The 14,844-nt window shown below is 36.8% G+C and carries 16 protein-coding genes; 7 read left to right on the top strand and 9 right to left on the bottom strand.

Annotation, left to right across the window (positions count from 1 at the left end):
* Entirely contained in the window at nucleotides 1-1,245 is a 1,245-nt protein-coding gene (locus JIV24_RS09920) for a 3-phosphoshikimate 1-carboxyvinyltransferase (RefSeq protein WP_200464877.1), read from the top strand.
* A gap of 73 nt (nucleotides 1,246-1,318) precedes the next feature.
* Here the strand turns inward: JIV24_RS09920 and JIV24_RS09915 are convergent, their stop codons facing one another.
* Together JIV24_RS09915 and JIV24_RS09910 are read right to left on the bottom strand one after the other, a co-directional pair.
* Nucleotides 1,319-1,843, bottom strand: a complete 525-nt coding sequence (locus JIV24_RS09915) for a hypothetical protein (protein ID WP_200464876.1) — start codon at nucleotides 1,841-1,843, stop codon at nucleotides 1,319-1,321.
* A 93-nt stretch (nucleotides 1,844-1,936) separates the two neighbouring features.
* Nucleotides 1,937-3,841, bottom strand: a complete 1,905-nt coding sequence (locus JIV24_RS09910) for a vWA domain-containing protein (protein WP_200464875.1) — start codon at nucleotides 3,839-3,841, stop codon at nucleotides 1,937-1,939.
* Between the two features lie 109 nt (nucleotides 3,842-3,950).
* On the opposite strand from JIV24_RS09910, the gene JIV24_RS09905 reads away from it, so the two are divergent.
* From JIV24_RS09905 to JIV24_RS09895, 3 genes are all read left to right on the top strand, one after another.
* A complete protein-coding gene (locus JIV24_RS09905; protein ID WP_200464874.1) occupies nucleotides 3,951-4,541 on the top strand; it encodes an RNA polymerase sigma factor in 591 nt (196 codons plus the stop codon).
* The gene (locus JIV24_RS22790; RefSeq protein ID WP_200464873.1) at nucleotides 4,531-5,826 is read left to right on the top strand and encodes a carboxypeptidase-like regulatory domain-containing protein; all 1,296 of its coding nucleotides are present in this window, start codon (nucleotides 4,531-4,533) and stop codon (nucleotides 5,824-5,826) included. Before JIV24_RS09905 ends, JIV24_RS22790 begins: the two co-directional genes overlap by 11 nt.
* A 63-nt stretch (nucleotides 5,827-5,889) precedes the next feature.
* Nucleotides 5,890-6,348, top strand: a complete 459-nt coding sequence (locus tag JIV24_RS09895) for a hypothetical protein (RefSeq protein ID WP_200464872.1) — start codon at nucleotides 5,890-5,892, stop codon at nucleotides 6,346-6,348.
* Here JIV24_RS09895 and JIV24_RS09890 read toward each other — a convergent pair.
* The gene (locus JIV24_RS09890; RefSeq protein WP_200464871.1) at nucleotides 6,345-6,923 is read right to left on the bottom strand and encodes a peroxiredoxin-like family protein; all 579 of its coding nucleotides are present in this window, start codon (nucleotides 6,921-6,923) and stop codon (nucleotides 6,345-6,347) included. The two genes, JIV24_RS09895 and JIV24_RS09890, sit on opposite strands and share 4 nt — an antisense overlap.
* 140 nt (nucleotides 6,924-7,063) lie before the next feature.
* On the opposite strand from JIV24_RS09890, the gene JIV24_RS09885 reads away from it, so the two are divergent.
* Both JIV24_RS09885 and JIV24_RS09880 read left to right on the top strand, forming a co-directional pair.
* Nucleotides 7,064-7,672 carry a porin family protein gene (locus tag JIV24_RS09885; RefSeq protein ID WP_200464870.1) on the top strand — a complete coding sequence of 203 codons (609 nt, stop codon included), beginning with the start codon at nucleotides 7,064-7,066 and terminating at the stop codon, nucleotides 7,670-7,672.
* 181 nt (nucleotides 7,673-7,853) lie between these two features.
* Complete coding sequence (locus JIV24_RS09880; RefSeq protein WP_200464869.1) at nucleotides 7,854-8,435, top strand: outer membrane beta-barrel protein; 582 nt, start codon at nucleotides 7,854-7,856, stop codon at nucleotides 8,433-8,435.
* Nucleotides 8,436-8,512: 77 nt separating this feature from the next.
* Here the strand turns inward: JIV24_RS09880 and folE are convergent, their stop codons facing one another.
* The 5 genes from folE to JIV24_RS09855 form a co-directional block, all read right to left on the bottom strand.
* The gene (folE, locus tag JIV24_RS09875; protein WP_200464868.1) at nucleotides 8,513-9,136 is read right to left on the bottom strand and encodes a GTP cyclohydrolase I FolE; all 624 of its coding nucleotides are present in this window, start codon (nucleotides 9,134-9,136) and stop codon (nucleotides 8,513-8,515) included.
* 103 nt (nucleotides 9,137-9,239) lie between these two features.
* Nucleotides 9,240-9,959, bottom strand: a complete 720-nt coding sequence (locus tag JIV24_RS09870) for a peptidase associated/transthyretin-like domain-containing protein (RefSeq protein ID WP_200464867.1) — start codon at nucleotides 9,957-9,959, stop codon at nucleotides 9,240-9,242.
* A gap of 134 nt (nucleotides 9,960-10,093) precedes the next feature.
* On the bottom strand, nucleotides 10,094-10,657 hold the full coding sequence (locus JIV24_RS09865) for a nitroreductase family protein (RefSeq protein WP_200464866.1): 564 nt from the start codon (nucleotides 10,655-10,657) through the stop codon (nucleotides 10,094-10,096).
* A gap of 102 nt (nucleotides 10,658-10,759) precedes the next feature.
* Entirely contained in the window at nucleotides 10,760-11,335 is a 576-nt protein-coding gene (locus JIV24_RS09860) for a superoxide dismutase (protein WP_200464865.1), read from the bottom strand.
* Between the two features lie 130 nt (nucleotides 11,336-11,465).
* Nucleotides 11,466-12,068, bottom strand: a complete 603-nt coding sequence (locus JIV24_RS09855) for a superoxide dismutase (RefSeq protein ID WP_200464864.1) — start codon at nucleotides 12,066-12,068, stop codon at nucleotides 11,466-11,468.
* A gap of 194 nt (nucleotides 12,069-12,262) precedes the next feature.
* Between JIV24_RS09855 and JIV24_RS09850 the strand changes: the two genes are divergently transcribed.
* A complete protein-coding gene (locus JIV24_RS09850) occupies nucleotides 12,263-13,558 on the top strand; it encodes an MATE family efflux transporter (protein ID WP_200464863.1) in 1,296 nt (431 codons plus the stop codon).
* 70 nt (nucleotides 13,559-13,628) lie between these two features.
* Here JIV24_RS09850 and JIV24_RS09845 read toward each other — a convergent pair whose 3' ends face one another.
* Nucleotides 13,629-14,540 (bottom strand): proline dehydrogenase family protein, encoded by a 912-nt coding sequence (locus JIV24_RS09845; protein WP_200464862.1) that lies wholly within the window; start codon nucleotides 14,538-14,540, stop codon nucleotides 13,629-13,631.
* Nucleotides 14,541-14,844: the final 304 nt, after the last annotated feature.

Genomic DNA, 14,844 nt, shown 5'->3' with positions numbered 1-14,844 from the left:
ATGCAATATAAATTAGCACACAATAAGGTTTCAGGAGATATACAAATACAATTGCCATCATCAAAAAGCATAAGTAACCGCTTATTATTACTTAATGCTTTAAGTTACAGTCCATACGAGATTAAAAACTTATCTGACAGTGATGACACTAAAGCCATGCTGGGGGTTTTAAACTCAAACAGCACTACATTTGATGTTGGAGCTGCTGGCACTTCTATGCGTTTTTTAACGGCTTTTTTATCGAAGATTGTTGGCGAATGGGTGTTAACTGGTTCATCGCGCATGAAAGAGCGGCCAATTAAAACATTGGTTGATGCTTTAAACCAGTTGGGTGCTAAAATTGAATATATCGAAAAAGAAGGATATCCTCCATTACGCATATTTGGCAGCAACCTTGAAGGGGGCGAACTCGAACTTCCCGGAAACGTTAGCAGCCAATATATTTCAGCCCTATTAATGATTGCCCCAACAATTGAAAACGGACTAAAACTTACTTTAACAGGTGATATTATTTCGCTGCCATATCTTGAAATGACCCTAGCACTAATGAAGGATTTTGGTGTTGAGAGCCATTGGAAAGACAATGTAATTACCGTTCCAGAAGGACACTATCAACCAAAAGTTGCAACAGCTGAATCAGATTGGAGTGCAGCCAGTTATTGGTATGAAATAGCAGCACTAAATCCCGAATTAAGCATTAACCTTAAGGGATTAAAGAAAATAAGTTTGCAAGGCGACTCAAATATTAAGGCCATGTTTGAGGTACTTGGTGTCAAAACGAAATTCTCACAAAAAGGCACATTCTTAAGTAATATTGGGACTAAAGCTAAAAAGTTTACCTATAACTTTATTAATGAGCCAGATTTAGCTCAAACTTTAGCGGTCACCTGCTGTTTAATGGATAAACCATTTCATTTTACCGGCCTGCAAACACTTAAAATAAAAGAAACAGATCGTATTACCGCCTTAATAAATGAGCTCAAAAAAATGGGCTATAAATTATCAACAAATGATGTTGATGACTTAAGCTGGAATGGCGAAAAAGAAACTATTTCTTCAGAAGAGCCAATTGTAATTGACACCTATAAAGATCATCGTATGGCAATGGCTTTTGCACCTGCTGTTATTAAGTTCCCGAATTTACTTATCGATAACCCGATGGTGATTACCAAATCGTACCCAAACTATTGGCAAGACATTGCTCAGGCAGGTTATGAACATCAAGAATTACAAACTAAAGATTAAGCCTTAAACAAAGAAATTAAATCGCATTCAATACAGCGTTCTCTTTATCGGAGAACGCTTTTTTTTATCCATCCTATAGGTTAATGGTAAAACCAGCTCTGAAATAGATGGAGATAAACCAAAAAGCAACCACCAAATAACTCATCCATATCTTTCTGGAAAAACCAGCACCGAGTACCAACACAACACCAAAAGCACGTAATATAACCGTCAACTGATCTTCGCCAAAATCGTAAAAGAAATGTGTGGCCATAAAAGCTGATAACATTGAGAAGAAGTTTGGCATTTGCTTCATGAAGTAGGTTTTCGTGTTATCGCCTTGCTCCGGTGTAAACACATTAACCGTCAGCATAAACAAGAATGGCGGAAGCAACTTTACCAGATAATCGTAATAATGCAGGTTTTGAAGATCTCCAACCAGTTCAGCATAAGCAAAAACATTATAAACAGCCGTTTCGGTTAGTAATACCGTAAAAAGCAAATAAGGGATAAACACGCCTTTGGGTTCAAGCAAACGCTTCCATTCACCAAACAAATCAGCCAGAGCTATACCATAAATCAATAAAGGCAAAAATGCTAAATACTCAGTTGCTTCCATTCTTTTTGTTTAATCTCGTTATAGATGGCTACAAAAATACAGAAGGGTTCTATTTTTCCAAACAGAACACCAATGTATTACCATCTCATATGCCTATCTACTTGCCATACTGGCATTCAACGATTCAGCAATATTAATTAAGCGAAGCATTTCGGCCTTATAGCCTTCTTCATCTTTACCTTTTGACAATGATGCCATATCTGAAATACGCTTATAATTGATATCACCCATATATGGCGATTCGCGTAACAGCATTCCAAAACCAGCAACAGAAGCAGCAAATCGAAAGTCCTCACTTGCGTTTTTGTATGTCTTCATCTTACCCTTAAGCGTTTGCGTTATCAAAACACTCTCTTTGGCATCTGGTTTTTTGTATCGTAATTTCAAAGTGAGCCATTCATCTGATAATGATAATTTAGGTTCGTGCGTTTGCTGGTACTTTAGCTTATCAACCTTTTTCACCCATTTTTTGCCATCACGCGCACCTACTGGTATTATTTCATACAAAGCAGTTACAGTATGACCAGCGCCTATTTCACCTGCATCCTTGCTATCATCATTAAAGTCCTCATCATTTAATAAACGATTTTCATAACCTATCAAACGATAGCCTAACACTTTTGCAGGGTTAAATTCTATCTGAAACTTCACATCTTTAGCAATAGTAAATAAAGTACCTCCAAACTCACTTACTAATATTTTCTGTGCCTCCTGTAGGTTATCAATGTAAGCATAGTTGCCATTTCCTTTATTGGCTATAACCTCCATTCGATCATCTTTATAGTTACCCATACCAAAACCCAGAACGGTCATGTATATACCACTATCACGCTCTTTAGCAACCAAATCTTCCATTGCTTCGTTGGATCGGAAGCCTACATTAAAATCACCATCAGTCGCCAATATAATTCGATTATTAGCATGTTTCTGATAATTCTTTTTGGCCAATTCATAAGCTCGCTTCAAGCCAGCTCCACCTGCCGTAGAACCGCCAGATTCGAGCTTGTCCAATGCAGCCAATATCTCTTGTTTATTTTCACCTGATGTTGGTTCAAGAACTACGCCAGCTGCTCCGGCATACACAACCATAGACACATAATCTTCGGGCCTTAGTTCATTCACTAATAATCGAAATGAAGATTTCAACAAAGGCAATTTATTGTAACTACTCATCGAACCTGATACATCAATTAAGAAAACAAGATTAGAAGGAGGTAAATTATCCTTATCAATTTCCTGACCTTTAAGGCCAACTTTGAGCAAATAATGTTCGTCATTCCAAGGACATTCTGCCATTTCGGATTTCACTCCAAAAGGATGATCACCATCTGGTTCACGATAGTCGTAATCAAAATAATTGATCATCTCTTCAATACGCACTGCATCATGTGGTGGCAATTGTCCATTATTTAAAAAACGGCGCACATTGGCATACGATGCCCGGTCAACATCAACTGAGAACGTTGAAAGCGGTTGTTTAACAGCTTCTTTATATCCATTCTCTGAAATAGTCGCGTAATTTTCATTACTACACTCATGAACGTAATTCGGCGGCGACAAATAGGCAACCTGACTATTTTGTGCTTTATCTCTTCGCTTTCGGCTTTTGTTACCCCTGATTTTAACACCTGAAACTGCACCGCTGATGCTCATTTTTCGCTGAACTCCATACCCAACAACCACAACTTCTTCCATTTCACAAACATCAGCTTCCATCGTGACATCCACTTTGGATTTATACTCTACCTTCACCTCAACAGCTTTCATACCGATAAAAGCAAAACGCAGTACATCGTTATTTCCTGATACTTTAATGGCGTACTTACCATGCACGTCAGAAATTGCTGACTGATTAGTGATTCTACTAATAATAGAAACACCTGGAATCGCAGACCCTTGCTCATCAGTAATTACTCCAGTCACAGTCCGTGTTTGTGCCTCAATATTAGCAGTTAACACAGTCATCAATACAATAAATAATACTCTTAACTTTTTCATGTTAGTAAGGTTTTAAATGTAAACTCTTTGCTATTGAGATGCGAGAGGATGTTGGATTCCATAAAAGTTTTTAAATATTTTTCTACTTTTAAGTTCTACAAAGCAATACATGACAATTAAGTGGTTTAAAAACAAGGAGAAAAGCGATGAGGAATTGTTGAATGAATTTCAGCAATCGGGGAATATTGACATACTTGGAGTGCTGTTTGAAAAATACATGCACTTAGTTTATGGTGTTTGCTTGAAATACCTTAAGAACCGAGAAGATGCACAAGACGCGGTAATAGAAGTTTATGAGAAGTTAGGCAAAGAACTTCTAACTAAACAAGTGGATAATTTTAAACCCTGGCTATATGTGGTGACTAAGAATTTTTGCTTAATGCAATTAAGAAGTCAGCAATCGCAGATTAAAAAAGTCAAAGAATTTGAGAAAAATGAGCTGTCATTTATGGAAACAGCGGCAAATATGCATCATACTAATGAAGCTTGGGAGCCCGAAGAAATGGATAAGCGATTGCAGGAATGCCTTAATAAATTAAGAGAACATCAACGAGCCTGCATTGAATTGTTTTATTTTAAAGAACTTTGCTATCAAGAGATTAGTAATAATTTACAACTCGACATCAAAAAAGTTAAGAGTTATATTCAAAACGGAAAGCGGAATTTAAAACTATGTATTGAATCATACGGTGAAGAATAAAAAACAACATAAGGCTAATCACAACTCAAGTGACTTCTTGCGATATCTGAATAAAGAGATGTCGACAAAAGAAGCACATAACTTTGAGCGCAATCTGCTGAATGATGATTTTGAAGCCGATGCACTAGAAGGTTTAGCCTCACTGAATGACAATACCCTATCTGAAGATTTAAACATTTTAAGCACAAAGATTACAAGGCAAAAACGAAAACAATGGAAACGCCCTGTTTTTTATGCTGCAGCATCCGTTATTATGTTTTTTGGCATAATAAGTACACTCTGGCTTTTCTTACCCAATAACCCTGTAATGGTTTCGGAAAGCACACTACCAATTGATGAGCCAATTTTAAAGAAACAATTGGAGGAGCAAACACAACCAGCAGATATCAGAGCTGAAAAAGGTGATAATGCCGAAGCTGATATTGTGTATAGTGCAAGTGAACCTCCATCAACAAGTGTTACTCCTGATAATAAAGAAGATATAATAAGTACAAAACGGAATAATCTTTCGCAACCATTAACAACTAAAAAAGAATTTGAAATTGACAGAGAAGAAGAACTAAGGCTTCAGATACCAAACTCCAGAAGCAGTATAAGCAGAGTTGAACAAGAAGTAATGAGCGTAGACTACGGCACACTTGAAGGCGGAAAAATAAGAGGCTATGCCAGCAAATCAAAATCAGACGAATTGATGGTTATTAGAGGCAAAGTCGCAGATAAAAACAATAAACCGTTACCTGGTGCAAGCATTCAACTACAAGGCACCGAGCTGGGCACCATTGCCAATAATGAAGGGCATTATCAAATGTACATTCCCGCAAGTGATTCTTCCAGGCCTGTTAATGTAAGTTATGCAGGCTTTATGCCTCAGGAAACGACAGCCTTAACGAGAGATTCAATCAACTTTTTACTGGAAGAGGAATACGCTACTCTCAGTGAAGTTATAACCATTGAAGCGTCGGATGATGAAAAGAAAAAAGTAGAAGAATTCATCCATGCAAGTCCAATTGGCGGACTTGATAATTACATTGAGAAAATTGAGGAAAATCTCAGGTATCCCAAAAATGGCACAGGCAAAAAAGAACATGTGGTACTGATCATTAGCATCAACCATCGTGGCGACATCAAAAATATTGAAATAAAACGAAGTCCTGGCGAAAACTATTCCATTGAAACTATTCGAGCTATTCGCAATGGTGTCAACTGGCAACCAGCAACTGACAAAGGCTTCCCCGTGGAGGATTCAATTAAATTAAAACTTCGATTTACACCTCCTGAAAAATAATTATTTACATTGTTGAAGCAACCGTTTATATTTGCAACTGTCTATATATACAAAAACCTAAACATGCTAAGCTCAACCTCCAAGACCTTTTTGTTTATTTGCACAGTTCTGCTTCTAAGTTGCGATCCAACAACTTATATAACGCAAAAAAATCATTTTAAATATTCGTATTCAGTCAACGAGGTCAACACTCCTGATTTTCCATTTTCTGATACAAAAGAGCAAAACCCTGTTAAAATTTCTTTTCCCAAGCAAGATGCCTTTAGCTTGCATTTATCAACGCATTCATGTGGAGGTGCTTACTCTGCTGATTTAGATGGCACCATTAATTTCACCAATACAAATTGCTCATCTAACTGCTGCGAAACTGACTGGGATTATTACATGATAACCTTAATCAAAAAGGTAAGCCATTATGAAGGCGATCCTGAGTCAACATCACTCATCCTCTTTATTAATAACACAAATTACCTGGTTCTTGAACTTGATGAGCAATATCGTACAAAACAACAATCATCTTAAAGATAGTTCAGTATTTCCTTAATTGTCATTCTGCTTTTATAATTTGTATCAAAATGACGATGAATTACAACGCCGTCCTTTGAGATTATATAGGTTGCTGGTACAGGCAAAGCTCTATCATCATTACCACTGGCTTTATTAACATTAATTCCATAGGCGGTATAAGCTGTAAACTTTGTTTTACTCATGGTAAAAGTCACCTTGTAATTATCCATTATCTGGTGTCCTTCATCATAGATAACGGAAAAACTTGCTCCTGACTTTTCTATTGTTTTATCAATTTCCTCATGCCGTTCGGGTGTAACAGCAATAACCTGGGCACCTTTATCTTTGATCAAATGAATGGAATCTTGCAATGCTGCCATATAACGATTACAATAAGGACACCACTGTCCACGATAAAACATCAACACAACCTTCCCCTTTTCGAGTTCCTTTGATAAATCAATCGTTAGCCCATTCTGATCTTCTGCTTTAAATAATGGGGCCTTTTCATTAATACCGATACCTTCCTGGGCTTTAACATTGCTTACCATAAACAGGAATACACTTAAAAAAACTAATATTTTTTTCATAGTATAATTACTTGATAATTCAACCTTTATCACATCAGTCGTCATTTAATATGAATCCTTACAAAAAACTTCATAAGTGTAGTTCTTTCAACAGGTGTCATACTTATGAACTAACTTGATAATTATTAAAAACCTATAAAATGAAAAAAGCAATTATACTTATTGCCATTACCTTAGTAGTAAGTACACTTTCAGCTCAAGATCGCATCGCCATTGGCTTAAAAACAGGCTTTAACTCAACAAAGATAAACCTTAGTGATATACCAGATGGAGAAACTATTAAAAACGAAGCAAATAGCGGCTTTTTGTTTGGTGCGTATGGTAGGTTAAGGCTTATTGGCAACCTTACTTTTCAGCCTGAATTGTACTATGCTAAGAAGCAAAGTGATATATCTTACATGACTCAAGAGCTTGATCAGATAGTCAACGCAAACGAAAAAATAACATTTCATACCTGGGACATTCCACTATTAGTCAACCTTCGCTTGCTTGATTTAAAGGTGGCAAGTATATATGGTGTTGCTGGTCCGGTTGCATCTTTTAATGCTCAAACAAAAACCGATTTACCAGGATACGATGATGTTGAAACTGCTAACTGGACTTTCCAGGCTGGTGCCGGATTAGAATTCTGGAGACTTACAGCAGATGTTCGTTACGAATGGGGAATGAAGGATATTTCAAAAGTAGATATTGGTCAAAAAACTGATGTATTAACTTTTTCATTAGGATTTAAGCTATTTGGCATCTAAGACATATATGTTCTAAACAACGAGATACCCAAATCTAGCAGGTCAGGCTTTAATAAGTCTGGCCTTTCTTTTTAGCTATCTATTGAGTAAAATATAGCAAATGAACACCTTAGTCTCTTTACTTTCGACATTTGATTGATTATATTGAAGAATTATTAATAATCAACTTAATTTGATAACTATGAAACGAGTATTATTTATCTGCCTGGCAATTGCCATGCTAGGCTTTACATCAAATGTAAAAGGCGAAGGTCCGGATGGAAAAGGAATACGCGCAGGATGGCAAAGTAGTTTTATCGCTATTGACGGTGTTGACTTATCAGATGATTCAAACGGCTTCTATGCCGGCTTCTTTAAGAGCAATAACATTGGCGTAAGTATTTTAAAGCTTGATTCTGGTATTGAATATTATCAGGTAAATGGGAAAAAGAATTTATTAGAGCTATTTAATGAAGATATAGTCGGCGAACTCAAACTTCATTATATTAACATCCCCATTGCCCTTCGTGTAAAACTAGGTCCAGTATACGGTTTAGGAGGAGTAAGCGGAGCTATTAAAGTCGCTGGTAAATTTGAAGTCAATGGCCAAGAAGTTGACGGCATGGACGTTTCTACTTTTGATGCGGGTATGCACTTAGGCCTAGGTGTAAAAGTTTTAAAATTTGGTATTGAGGCCAAATACAATTGGGGTTTGGTAGATATTATTGAAGATTCAGACTCTAAAACAGAATACCTGCAGATTGGAGCTGTCTTGTTTTTCTAAATCATAGATAACACTATAAATAAAATGGCCATCGATAAACGATGGCCATTTTATTTATTCTTTTACTCGGGCAACTCCTAATGAAGTCCTGAGCTAATTATCTTCATAAACTCTTCTCTTGTCGCCAGGTTCTTCTGAAAAGCACCTGTAAAATCAGAGGTCGTAGTAACTGAGTGCTGCTTCTGAACCCCTCGCATCTGCATACACATATGTTGTGCTTCAATCACAACTGCTACACCTAAAGGGTTAAGCGTATTTTGAATACAATCTTTAATCTGTGTGGTTAAACGTTCCTGGACCTGCAAACGACGAGCAAAAGCTTCAACTACGCGTGCCAACTTACTTAAACCAGTTATATGGTGACGTGGAATATAAGCGACATGTGCTTTGCCAAAAAAAGGAAGCATATGATGCTCACACATAGAATACAACTCAATATCCTTCACCACAACCATTTGTCGATAATCTTCACGAAACATGGCCGACTTAATAATCTCCTCAGGATCCATATGATAACCCTGGGTCAGAAACTGCATGGCCTTGGCCACCCTCAGTGGTGTTTTTTCAAGACCTTCACGATTAGGGTCTTCACCCAATGTTTCAATTATTTTATGATAGTTGTCGGATAATTCTTTAGTTGTTTCATCATCGTATGATTCAACTTTCGTATATCCTTTATTTCCATTTAATGTAAATTCCATTGTATTGCTTTTGATCGAACAAACTTTTGGGAATGCAAAAGTGATTATTTTCTTTTAAATTATTACTGATATTTATCTGATTTTGTAGCATTATAAATATATGTTATTCGACAGGCACATTTTTAGCTTGTTGCTGCTCATAAATTCTCAGAATTAGGTCCAACTCATTACGATTAAGCGGCTGAAGCGTAATCTCTTGAATGCGTTGCTCATTTTGTGGAATAAACAAACGCATTTGTGCCATATTTTCTGAGCTTACCCCAATGGTTTTTCCTGGAGGAATCTGTGTTTTATAAACCGTGCTCCAGGTTCGTTCTTGCAGCACCATACGGTGGTTCATTTCTGCATCCATACGGATGGGCGTTTGTGTAAGCGCCTGATGAGTTGATGAACGAATATTATTTGTAGCATAAGCTTGCTCAGGTGTAATCACTAAAGGCATGGTCTTAGCCTGCAAAGCAATATTCTCGTATCGAGGCATCACAATTACCTCACTAATAAGAAATGTATCGCGTGTAAGAAAAACACCCAACATGTAGTTCTTATGCTTGAGTGAATCATCGACCTGAATGTAAGTATCTTTAAAACCCATGTGCGAGAACCTGACAACCTCGCCTTGTTGTGCCCAAAATGAAAACTGTCCTTTTTCATCAGAAGCAAAGCTCTTTGCATCCAAATTAAAACGTGAATACGGAAGAGTATTGAGGCTATCCTGCTCAAATACTACACCAGTAATACGTACCGAATCTGTTTTATTTATTTGTGAGAATAAAGTGATTGGCACTAAAAACACAACTAAGGCAATCAGGTATTGAATTCGCATGGCTTAAGTTTATGATGAACAAAAAACAACTACATTACATACAACAAACCAGACTACTATTTGGTTGGAAATGAATCAAAAGAAAAAGCCCGATACAATTGAGTACCGGGCTTTACAATTACATAATATAAGGCTTAAACAATAATATTTTTCAGCTCACGCTTTGGAACATGATGGACTTTTTGAACATCGCGCCAATACTTAATATTGCCTTCATTCATTTCTTCAATCTGAACTTCTTCTTTCGGTTTACCAATAGCAATAATGTGCACTATTTTTAAATTATCAGACAAACGTAGTTCTCGTTGTAACTGTAAACGATTTAACGAACCAATAATACAACCGCCTAATCCTTTTTCAACAGCACCTAACAATATGCTTTGAGATGCAATACCATCATCACAAAAATAATTGGCTGAAATATCGGTATCATTAAGAACTACGATGTAAGCTGCAGGCTGTTCTCCTTTATCTGGCCCTTGCCAATCTTTTAAATAGCCGGCCCACGATAAGTGTGGAAATATCTTATCATTTAGCTCAGGTGTATTAGATAAAAAATATTTTAAGGGCTGGGCGTTACGTGCTGAAGGTGACAGACGAGCTAGATCGACGAGCTCATGTAATGTTTCCATCTCAATCACTTCATCTTGATAGAACCGTCTGTAACTCCGATTCTTAAGAATTAAATCTTTAAGCATAAAATCAATTTTTAGTTATTGTTTATAGGGTACAAAAAAGCGAGACTTAATATACAAAATTTGTTTTCAAGTCTCGCTTATAATCGTTTTAAATTACAGGTATTAGTATCTTGCCGACACAAGGTCCCAGTCAAGAATATCAAAGAACTCCTGAATATATTTTGGACGAAGATTTTGCTTATCAAGATAGTAAGCATGCTCCCAAACATCACAGGTTAAAATTGGCGTTAAGCCATCACGTAATGGGTTACCCGCATTACTTTCTTTAACGATAGCCAGTGAACCATCAGCTTTTTTAACCAACCAGGCCCACCCCGAACCAAATACAGTAGCTGCTGCTGCCGAAAACTCTTCTTTAAATTTATCGAATGAACCAAATGAAGAATTGATAGCTTCAGCCAGTGCACCTGTTGGCACGCCTCCTCCATTAGGTTTGAAAGACATAAAGTAGAATGTATGATTCCAAACCTGAGCTCCGTTATTGAAAATGCCACCTTCTGACTTTTTCACTATTGTTTCTAAATCGGCATTTTCAAACTCAGTTCCTTTAACCAGCTTATTTAAGTTATTAACATAGGCCTGATGGTGCTTTCCATAGTGAAAGTCCATGGTTTTCTTCGAGATAACAGGCTCAAGTGCATCTAACGCATACGGCAATTTTGGTAATTCAAAGTTCATATCTGTTCGTTTTAAATATTTGTCTGCGAATTAAACAAACTCACCAAAGTTATGTTTTGACTAATTAATAAAAAAACAAAAAGGGAATTCACGTTTGAATCCCCTTTTTTTCCCAGACAAAATGAACAAACTAAACTTTAAAACGTCTTGTTACTTCGTCCCAATTGACAACATTCCAGAACGCGCCAATATAGTCAGGACGTCTATTTTGATAGTGTAAGTAATAAGCATGCTCCCATACATCCAATCCTAAAATTGGAGTTCCTTTTACATCAGCAATATCCATTAGTGGATTATCCTGGTTGGCCGATGACGTAACAGCTAATGAACCATCAGCCTGCTTTACCAACCACGCCCAGCCTGAGCCGAAACGCGTTGCTGCGGCTTTATTGAATGTATCTTTAAAGGCATCAAATGAGCCAAAAGCCTTAGTTATTGCTTCTGCTAATTCACCATTAGGTGCGCCACCTCCATTTGGAGACATCACTGTCCAAAATAAATTATGATTATAAAAACCACCGCCATTGTTACGAATCGCAACCGAGTGTTGAGAAATATTCGCTAAAATATCCTCAATACTTTTTCCTGCTAAGTCACTTCCTTCAAAAGCTGCATTTAAATTATTAGTGTATGCTGCGTGGTGCTTTGTATAATGTATTTCCATTGTACGCGCATCGATATGCGGTTCTAATGCGTCGTATGCATATTCAAGTTTTGGTAATTCGAATGCCATATTATTGTAGTTACTAGGTTTAAAATTATAATAACGATTCAAATCTAAAAACTATTTGGAATTAGTCCAAATAAAATAAGGATATTTTTGTCTTTTATTTTGATATTTCTTTTAAACAGCTTAGTTATTAGCCTTTTATTCTCATTCTTATTTTCACCAAATAAAACTATCTTCGTCCTCAGAGTTCTCACACTATGAATAAAGACATACTTAAGCTTGCCATTCCGAATATATTAACCAACCTGACCGTTCCGCTTCTGGGCATGGTTGACATGCACCTGATGGGCTACCAGGATTCCTCTGTATTTATGGGAGCCGTTGCTCTGGGTGGTGTTATTTTCAATTTCGTCTACTGGGGTTTCGCCTTTTTAAGAATGAGCTTAAGTGGCATGGCAGCTCAGGCCTTTGGACGAGACAGCAAAAAAGAGATGGCCATGATGCTTTTCAGAGGCTTGTTTTTAGCGATGAGTGCAGGATTACTATTGTTGCTTCTACAAAAAGGTGTGGTTTCTCTCAGTCTTAATATTCTGGAAGGTAGTCAGGAAGTAAAGGCATTAGCTGCCGATTATTTTTACGTAAGAATATGGGCTGCCCCCCTTGCCATATCACTAATGGTAATTAATGGCTGGTTTTTAGGCATGCAGAATGCCATCTACCCAATGATTATTTCAATAACGATTAATGCGGTGAATATCCTATCTTCATTTTTCTTTGTTAAAATATTAGGAATGAAAGTGGAAGGTGTGGCACTTGGCTCTGTTATCGCTAACATTGTTGGATTTGCTCTTTCCATCGCACTTTTCTTAAAAAAATACCGCTACATTTTATCTGAATTTAGTTTTAAAGATATACTAGATAAGACAGGCTTATTGAGTTTTCTGAATGTCAGTAGTGACATTTTCTTACGCACCTTGTGCATCATTGTCGTCTTTACCTTCTTCACCTCCAAATCGGCGGGCACTGGCGACTTAATACTGGCGGCCAACAGTGCCTTATTACAGTTCCTATTTTTATTCTCCTATTTCCTCGATGGATTTGCCTATGCCGCTGAAGCATTGGTTGGAAAATTTACAGGGAGCCGAAATATTAAGGAAGTTAAGAGAACCGTCAAGTATTTATTTGCTTGGGGAGCCTTTTTCGCATTAGTATTTATAGGCATATACGGTATCGGCGGAAAGTACATACTAATGTTATTTACAAACCAGCCAGATGTGATGAATACCGCTCAAACCTATTTGCCCTGGCTAATAATTTTACCAATTACAGGTTTTTCGTCATTTATATGGGATGGTATTTATATTGGCGCCACAGCTTCGCGATTAATGCGCAACACCATGCTCCTTGCAACAGTTATTTTCTTCTTGCTTTTTTACTCCATGAAAGAAAGCATTGGCAATCATGCTTTATGGTTAGCTATGAACTGCTTTATGTTGGGTCGTGGGCTTTTTCAAAGTGTATTCTATAAGAAACTGGGAATCTTCAAACAGTAGTCGCAACGCACATAAACAAAAAATGGCATCTATTGCTCTGGATGCCATTGTCAATATTATATTAGTAGAATTACCCCTTTATAAATAACGATTTAATAATGTGGTTGGCCATCTTTGGATTTTCTTTTAAACGACGTGTACTATATCCAAACCAATCCTTCCCATAAGGCACATACACTCTCATTTTAAAACCCTTCTTCAATATTTCACTTCGTAATTCCGGTGTTACACCATATAACATCTGAAACTCAAACTGTTCCTGAGGAATATTGTTTTCTTCAATAATTTTAATGGCCCCTTCAACCAGCTTACGATCGTGTGTTGCAATACCTACATATACTTTATTCTTTAGTAGATACTCCAGGTCCTTAAGGTAGTGCTCATTTACTTCATGATAATCTTTAAAAGCAATCTCTTTTGGCTCAACATAAATACCTTTACACAAACGGTAATTAATCGGTGTTTCTTCGGTATGTATATCCATTAAATCTTCAAGGTCAGTTAAAGTACGGCGCAAATACGCCTGAAATACCAAGCCCACATGTTTGGGAAATTCAGCCTTTAACTTTCGGAATAATTCTAATTCAAGATCAACACATTTAGAGTCTTCCATATCGACACGGACAAAATTGCCATATGAGGCAGCCTTTTCCACAATCTCACGTATATATTGGCAGGATAACTCCTTATCTAACAACAATCCAAAGCTCGTCGGTTTTAAAGAATAGTTACCATCGATTTTTTCCTTCTCAAAACGCTCAATAATCTGCAGATATTCATCCTTATTAGCACGCGCCTGATCCATATTGGTAATAAATTCACCAAGGAGATCAACAGTTATCATCATGTTTTTTTCATTCAGTTGCTTTGAAGCTAATACCGCTTCATCAATCGTCTCACCTGCAATGTATTTCTTTGAAAAAATCCACACGAATTTCTTCGGAAAATAAGGTAGTGTTCTTGCAATTAATTTATTCATCATTGTTGATTTCCTTTTAGTTTGTTTCTGAAAAAGTTGCCATTTATCGGAACCTAAATGCAAATGAATGCGTAGTACCGACAGTAAGTCAATAGCAATATTGGAATTCTCAGGGAGTAATTCTTGAATTCAGAAATGTAAATTTTGGAACACTTTCGAAGAAAAAAAATGATTAAACTCACCTTTTGACCAAAACCATCCAATGCGTGATATAAATCAGTGCAATAAATAATGATATAAATCGTAATAGAACAATAAAATAACATATTCCTGTTAACTAATAATATAACAGGTCAACTTGGATTAA

The sequence above is a fragment of the Carboxylicivirga marina genome (assembly GCF_016612505.1).
GTDB lineage: Bacteria > Bacteroidota > Bacteroidia > Bacteroidales > Marinilabiliaceae > Carboxylicivirga > Carboxylicivirga marina.
Note: the sequence above shows the minus strand (reverse complement) of the source record. Positions and strands in the feature narration are given on the sequence as shown.